Origin of the sequence: Protofrankia sp. Cj3 (genome assembly GCF_917627355.1) — a bacterium.
In the GTDB taxonomy this organism is placed as follows: domain Bacteria; phylum Actinomycetota; class Actinomycetes; order Frankiales; family Frankiaceae; genus Protofrankia.
In genome coordinates this window covers 17,356-24,169 of record NZ_CAKJTR010000060.1, presented here as the reverse complement: position 1 = coordinate 24,169, position 6,814 = coordinate 17,356, and the positions used below count along the sequence as shown (strand labels likewise).

The 6,814-nt window shown below is 70.9% G+C and carries 6 protein-coding genes; 5 read left to right on the top strand and 1 reads right to left on the bottom strand.

Translation table 11 applies throughout. From position 1 onward, the window contains the following. A partial coding sequence (locus MJ783_RS10585) for a GDSL-type esterase/lipase family protein (RefSeq protein ID WP_370651592.1) occupies nt 1-908 on the top strand: 908 nt, incomplete at its 5' end. Nucleotides 909-970: 62 nt separating this feature from the next. Further along, nucleotides 971-1,756 carry a hypothetical protein gene (locus MJ783_RS10580; RefSeq protein ID WP_239310224.1) on the top strand — a complete coding sequence of 262 codons (786 nt, stop codon included), beginning with the start codon at nt 971-973 and terminating at the stop codon, nt 1,754-1,756. 49 nt (nt 1,757-1,805) lie between these two features. On the opposite strand, the gene ftsH is transcribed toward MJ783_RS10580, so the two are convergent. Continuing rightward, nucleotides 1,806-3,785: an ATP-dependent zinc metalloprotease FtsH gene (gene ftsH, locus MJ783_RS10575; RefSeq protein WP_239310223.1), complete on the bottom strand. Its 1,980-nt coding sequence runs from the start codon at nt 3,783-3,785 to the stop codon at nt 1,806-1,808. Between the two features lie 508 nt (nt 3,786-4,293). Between ftsH and MJ783_RS10570 the strand changes: the two genes are divergently transcribed. The 3 genes from MJ783_RS10570 to MJ783_RS10560 all read left to right on the top strand — a co-directional run. Next, nucleotides 4,294-4,770: a DUF3099 domain-containing protein gene (locus tag MJ783_RS10570; RefSeq protein WP_239310222.1), complete on the top strand. Its 477-nt coding sequence runs from the start codon at nt 4,294-4,296 to the stop codon at nt 4,768-4,770. A gap of 27 nt (nt 4,771-4,797) precedes the next feature. Then, nucleotides 4,798-5,961: a CaiB/BaiF CoA-transferase family protein gene (locus MJ783_RS10565; protein WP_239310221.1), complete on the top strand. Its 1,164-nt coding sequence runs from the start codon at nt 4,798-4,800 to the stop codon at nt 5,959-5,961. Further along, nucleotides 5,958-6,814: SAM-dependent chlorinase/fluorinase (locus MJ783_RS10560; protein ID WP_239310220.1), on the top strand; the 857-nt coding region annotated here is incomplete at its 3' end. The genes MJ783_RS10565 and MJ783_RS10560, both read left to right, overlap by 4 nt.

The window sequence follows — 6,814 nt, the reverse complement described above, 5'->3', positions numbered from 1 at the left end:
GGGCATTACGGCGGCGCCACGCGAGCGGCCTGATGGCCACGGCGAACGGGATCTGTTTTGTCGCGCTCGGCGACAGCATCACGGCCGGGCTGGGTGACGGGGTCAGCATGGGCCGGTACCGCCGGGCGCAGGCCGAGCGCGCGCTCGCCGGCCGAGGATGGGCCGCCACGCTGGCCGCGTGCCTGGCCCCGGCCGGCCAGGTGCGGTTCGCGAACCTCGCGGCCACCGGCGCGACCACGCGGGATGTCCGCGGTAGCCAGATCCCCGTAGCCCTCGCCATGCGCCCGCAGATCGTGAGCCTGATCGCGGGCATGAACGACGTGCTGTCACCGGGGTTCGATCCGCTGCGCCTGCGGCACAACCTCGTGTGGAGCGTCCGGGATCTGCGGGCGGCGGGCAGCTGGGTACTGATGGCGCGGTTGCACGATCCCGGACGCCTGCTGCGGTTGCCCGGCCCGGCGCGGCGCTTGCTCACGACCCGGGTCGGACACCTCAACGCGGCCGTTGACGCCGCCGCCGCGGCCGACCCCGGTGTGCTGGTCGTCGATCTGGCGCGCCATCCCGACGTCTACCAGCTGGCCACCTTCGACGTGGACCGGGTGCACCCGGGGCCTCGCGGCCACCAGCTCATCGCCCGGGCCTTCGCCGAAGCTCTCCACGAAGCCGGTGCTTCCCCGGTGGTCCTGCCCACGGTGGGAGCGCCGCCCGTGGCGCCTACCCGGCTCGCTCACGCCCATTGGCTGGCGTTGGTGGGCCTACCGTGGCTGCTGGCCCGCCCAGCCTCGCCCATGCGTCGCCAGCTCCACCGCATCCGGGCGGCGCGCGAGAAATCGTCGCCGGGGCGGATGTACGGATATGGGGTTATGCCGGCCACGACCGGTTCGTTGCCAACTGTCGAACGCATGTGACCCTCAGCAATCCTAGCCCGGATCGTCGCAGGACAGGGGCATCATTCCTTAACGTAGGCATCGTGATTTGCGGCCAAGCTGCCTCGCCTCGCTCGGGGGCACTCACCGGATGGGGTAATGCCTGGCTCGCCGGGCTTGTCAGCACTGACGAGGCGATCGCCCAGATCCAGCGGGGTTCCGGCGGGCCCGGCGCCCCGCACACCGTCGACGGGCAGGGACTCGCGCTGGGGCTCGGTTGGCTGCGGACCGTCGGCGCCCGGCGGCTGCGGCTCGTCCTGCCGGTACCGGGCGATGTCAGCGGTCTGCCGGGACCGCCGGAGACCAACCGGGAAGCCCTTGCCGCCGGCGAGGCAATTGTCCTGCTCGGCCCCGTCCCGCCGCTGCTCCTGGTGCCTTCGGTGACCGCGCACGGTCCGGCGGTCGAGGGCGGCCTGGAGTCGGTGCACTGGCGCTCGGCGGCCGGTGCCCACCTGCCGCCGCCACCCTCGCCGTTGCGCGCGGCGGAGCACGAACTCAACGAAGCCATCCGGACCGCGACCACCGCGCTGGTCACTCTTGACCGCGCGAAGGCAGGGCCCGCGGTGCTCTCGGTGCTCCGTGACCGCCACACCGACGAGCCGGCCGCGTTGCTCGCGCCGGGCTACCCGCCGCCCGCGCACGCGTTGCTCGCGCGGGCCGTGCGGATCGCGGGCCTGATCGACCTCGCGGCCCGCGACGATGGGGCGGCGGTCACAGCCGAGGAGATCGGCCGGCGCTCGACCACCCTGCGTGCGTTGTCCGCGGCGGTCCGCCGAGCCTGCGAGTCAGCCTACGGCGCCTTCGATCCCTCGCAGTCCATGGCCAGATAGCGGTCCCGGTCCCGGCCGTGCTCGTGGTCCGGTCCCGGTCAAGGAGGCGTCAGTTCCTACCCAGCGAAGTCCGCGGGGAGGCCGGTGGGGACGGCGGGCTGGCTGGATCGGCCGGGCCAGCCGCATACGCCGGTGCGTGCTCGCGCAGAACGCTGTCGAGAACGTCGCCGTCGACGGTCTCGCGTTCCAACAGGATGCCGGTGAGCGCGTCCAGCGCGCCGCGGTGGGTCCGCAGCAGCGCCACGGAGTGTTCCTCGGCCTCCCGCAGCAGCCTGGCCACCTCCGCGTCGATGATCCGTTGGGTCTCCTCCGAGTACGGTCTGGAGACCAGCTCCTCACCGCCGAGGTACTGGGGGCTGCCCGAGGTGTAACCCACCGGCCCGAGCACGGGGGACAGGCCGAACTCGCGGACCATCCGGGTCGCGAGCGCCGTGGCGCCGGCCAGGTCGTTGGCGGCCCCGGTCGAGCCCTGGCCGAAGACGACCAGCTCCGCGGCCCGCCCGCCGAGGCGCACCGCCAGCGACGCGTACAGGTAACTCTCGGTGTAGAGGTGTCGTTCGTCCTCGGGCAGTTGCTGGGTGGCACCAAGCGCCATTCCCGCTGGCAGAATGGTGATCTTCGCTACCGGATCGGCGTGCGGCGAGAGCGCCGCCACCAGCGCATGCCCGGACTCATGGACGGCCACCGACTGTTTTTCCTCGGGCAGCAGCACATTGGTGGCGTCGCGCCGGCCCAGGATGATCCTGTCCCGGGCCGCGTCGAAGTCATTGGCCGTCAGCACGCCGCGCCTCTCCCGCACGGCGTTGATCGCGGCCTCGTTGACGAGGTTGGCGAGATCGGCGCCGGAGAACCCGGGAGTCGCCCGCGCGACCACGGTCAGGTCCACCTCCGGGCTGAAGCGTTTGCCCTGGCAGTGCACCTTCAGGATCTCCGCCCGTTCCCGCTGGGCGGGCAGCGGCACGGTGACCTGCCGGTCGAACCGTCCAGGACGCAGCAGCGCCGGGTCGAGGGTCTCGGGCCGGTTGGTCGCGGCGAGGACAACCACGCCCTCGGCCGGGTCGAACCCGTCCATCTCGGCCAGCAACTGGTTGAGCGTCTGCTCACGCTCGTCGTGACCGCCGCCGATGAGACCGGACCCCCGCTTGCCCCCGATAGCGTCGATCTCATCGATGAAGATGATGGAAGGAGCGCGTTTGCGTGCCTCGTTGAACAGGTCGCGGACGCGGGAGGCGCCGACCCCCACGAACATTTCGACGAACCCGGAGCCGCTCACCGACAGGAACGGCACCTCGGCCTCACCGGCGACCGCTCGGGCGAGCAGCGTCTTGCCGGTACCGGGCGGCCCGACCATGAGCACCCCACCGGGGCCCTTCGCCCCGGCCTGCCGGTATCGCTCGGGATGCCGCAGGAAGTCGATGATTTCGCTGACCTCCTGTTTCGCGCCCTCGTAGCCGGCCACGTCGGCAAACCGGGTCGTCGGGCGCTCGGCATCAACGATCTTTGTCCGGGACCGGCCGATGCCGCCGAGCCCGCCCGCCAGCGACCGTTGCGCCGCTCTGCCGGACCAGATGAAGAAGGCCACCAGCAGGAGCAGCGGCAGGAAGCTCAGCAGGATCGACAGGAAGGACGTGCCGGCGTGGGTCGCCTTGACGTCGACCTTCTTGGCCTCCAGCTGGGCGAGGACGCCCTGGGTGTCGAGAGCGGTCGGGACCTGTGAGCTGAACGCGGTGCCGTCCTTGAGAGTCCCGGTGACACCGCCTTTGTCATTGATCGTTACTTTCTGTACCGCACCGGCGTCCACCTGCTGGGTGAGCTGGGTGAAGCTGTAGGCGGTCTCCTGCTTCGAAAACATGCTGGGGGCGAACAACAGGGCAACGGTGATGATGATGCCGATGGGCAGCAGCCAGCGGCGCCATGTCGGCGGTGGGGTGGGCGCGGGTTTCGGCGGAGTGTCGCGGGGAGGCCCGGACCGAGCCGAGGTCGACAGATGGCTCCGGGTGTTCTGGCGAGATCTTCTACGAGAGATCATTTTCTGTTGCTCCTGCCTGCACCGCTGCCACCCAGGCAAACATCACCCGAACCCGGTAGCCCGCTGTTGCGTCCGTCACAGACGATCGATACCCCTTTCAACGCACGAGTCCTCCGATTGGCGTCGTGGCTATCCTCACCGTGCTGTCGGGAATCAGAGCGCCCAGCCACCCAGTACCTCCGGTGGCTCCCCGCGCCGCCTCGCGATGCCCGCGCCCCAGCCCTGCTCCTTGATCCACGCCCCTCTTGCCGGTCGCTCTCGGCCGGCCGCCCTGACAGCCGACTGTGTGCTGATTGTGTAGCCAACAGTGACTTTGCGGCCGGTGTTGATCTTGAGATCGGTATGGCAAGGCGTGCTGGAAGGGTCTTTGCGGGCGGGTCGGGCAGCATCGGCGCACACTTGACAGGCACGGAGACCTCCTCTGGCCACCATGCGCGGCGCGGTCCGCAGGGTGCCGCGGCGCCGGGCGTCTGGGTGGGTCAGGAAGCCAGTCACAGGGAGCGCGTGAGTGCGGATCAGGCGGAACAGCGACGCCACCTTGATTACCCGCGCGGCGCTGTCGCGCCCGGAGGAGATCCAACACCGCCAGCGACGCTACGTGATTTCGATGCTGTTCCGCACGCTGTGCCTCATTCTCGCCGTGGTTGCGCTGCGCGGCTGGGCGCGGTTCGCCGCGATCGCCATCGCTGTCGTCCTCCCGTGGCTGGCGGTGGTGTTCGCCAACGGCGGCCCGCCGATCCAGCGGGACACCCCGTCGCTGTTCATCCCACGACGGCCGGCTGGCGATGTGCCGCCGCCGGCTTTGCCGCGGGCTCATCACGTCGTTGTCGACGGTGAGGCTGTCGACGGTGAGGCTGTCGACGGTTCGGTCGTGGACGGTTCGGTCGTGGATGGTGTGGTAGGCGGTGTGGCTGCCGACGGTGTGGCTGCCGACGGTGTGGCTGCCGACGGTGTGGCCGCGGATCGCGCCGCCTCCGGCCGATAGTGTGAGGGGGTGCTGCCGCTGCAGGGTATGACCGTTGTCAGCGTGGAGCACGCGGTGGCGCTGCCGTTCGCCACCCGTCATCTCGCTGACCTCGGCGCCCGGGTGGTGAAGGTCGAACGGCTGGGGTCGGGGGACTTCGCTCGGGCCTACGACACGGCGGTCCGGGGCGCGATGTCGGCCCACTTCGCCTGGCTGAACAGATCCAAACAGTCACTGGCGATCGATCTCAAGGCCCCTGAAGGCCGTGCGGTAGTCCACCGGTTGGTAGGCCGCGCGGACGTGGTGGCACAGAACCTGGCGCCGGGCGCGGCGGCCAGGCTGGGCCTGGACGCGGCCACGCTGGTCGCGGCGCATCCCCGGCTCGTGGCGGTGGATCTCTCCGGCTATGGCGCGCATGGCCCCTATGCGCACAGGCGCGCCTACGACATGCTCGTCCAGGCCGAGAGCGCGCTGATCTCCGCGACGGGCACGGATGAGCACCCCGCGAAGGCGGGGTTCGCCGCGGGCGACGTCTCCGCCGGGACCTATGTCGTCCAGGCGGTGCTGGCGGCGCTGCTGCGCCGTGAGCGTTCCGGCGCCGGTGCCGCCCTCGAGATCACGATGATCGACGCGCTGGCCGAGTGGATGGGGTACTCGGTGCAGACCGTCGAGCACACCGGTGTCGAACCGCCACGGCTGGGCATTGGCCATCCGTCGATCGCGCCCTATGAGGCGTTCGCCACGATCGATGGCGACCGGTTGCTGATCGGGGTCCAGAACGATCGTGAATGGGTCCGGCTGGCAACCAGCGTGCTCGACCGGCCCGAGGCCGCTACCGCCCCGGACTTCGCCACCAATCAGGCCAGGGTGCGTAACCGCGCGCGCACCGAGGCGTTGGTCGCGGCCGCCGTCGCGGCGCTGACCACGGCCGAGGCCGAAGCCCGGCTGGCGGCCGCCGGTATCGCCTACGCCCGTCTCAACACCGCGCGCGATTTACTGGATCATCCTCAGTTGGCTGCCCGGAACCGGTGGGCCTCGGTTGACTCCCCGGTGGGACCGGTACGCCAGCTCCGCCCGGTGGTCCTTTTCCCCGGCGAGGAGGCGTCGCTGGGACCGCTGCCAGCGCTCGGCGCGCACACGGACGCCATCCTCGCCGAGCTCGGTTACCCGGCCCGGGAGATCGCCCGGCTCCGGACGAACGGGGTCGTGTGATCCGGCCGGCGTATGTCAGCTTTCTGTCTGACTACGGCCTGGTTGACGGTTTCGTGGCTGCCTGCCATGGGGTGTTGCTGTGCCGGGCGCCTGGCGTGCGCATTATTGACATCACCCATCTGATACCTGTCGGTGACCTGCGGCGGGGATCGGTCGTGCTCGCCCAGACAGTCGGCCACCTGCCATGCGCGGTGCACCTCGCGGTTGTCGACCCGGGGGTGGGAACCTCGCGGCGGGCGCTCGCGGTGTCCACCCCGCGGGGATTTCTTGTCGGTCCCGACAACGGGCTGTTGCCGCCTGCGGCCGAGGCGCTCGGGGGTGTGGGTTCCGCGGTCGCGTTGGCGGTTCCCGCCGAGGCACCGGCGACATTCCACGGGCGGGATGTGTTCGCGCCCGCCGCCGCGGCCCTCGCGGCCGGCCACAGCCTGGCCGGGCTCGGTGCGCCGGTGGACCCTGCCGGGCTCGTGCGGCTCCCCCCGCCGGTGCTGCGGCTTGTCCGCCCGTCCGCCGCCACCGCGTCCGCCGCCACCGCGTCCGCCGCCACCGAGGTCGAGGTCGAGGTCCTCACGGTGGACACCTTCGGCAACGTCCAACTGGCCACGGCCGCGGGCCCGCTCGTCCCGGCGGGCGTCGTCCCGGGCCGGAATATCGAGATCACTGTGGGCCAGACGGTGGCCACGGCCCTGTTCGGGGCCACCTTTGCCTCGGTGCAGCCAGGAGATCCTGTTGTCTACGTGGATTCCGCGGGCCTTGTGACGATCGCGGTGAACAGGGGGAGCGCGGCTGCCCGGCTGGCGGTCACCGCGGGGGACATCGTCCGCTTGGCACCACTTCATGGCGACGTTCCCGGGGG

Coding starts and splice junctions, on each gene's coding strand:
- MJ783_RS10565 (WP_239310221.1), top strand. CDS start 4,798: ATGACCGTTGTCAGCGTGGAGCACGCGGTGGCGCTGCCGTTCGCCACC.
- ftsH (WP_239310223.1), bottom strand. CDS start 3,785: ATGATCTCTCGTAGAAGATCTCGCCAGAACACCCGGAGCCATCTGTCG.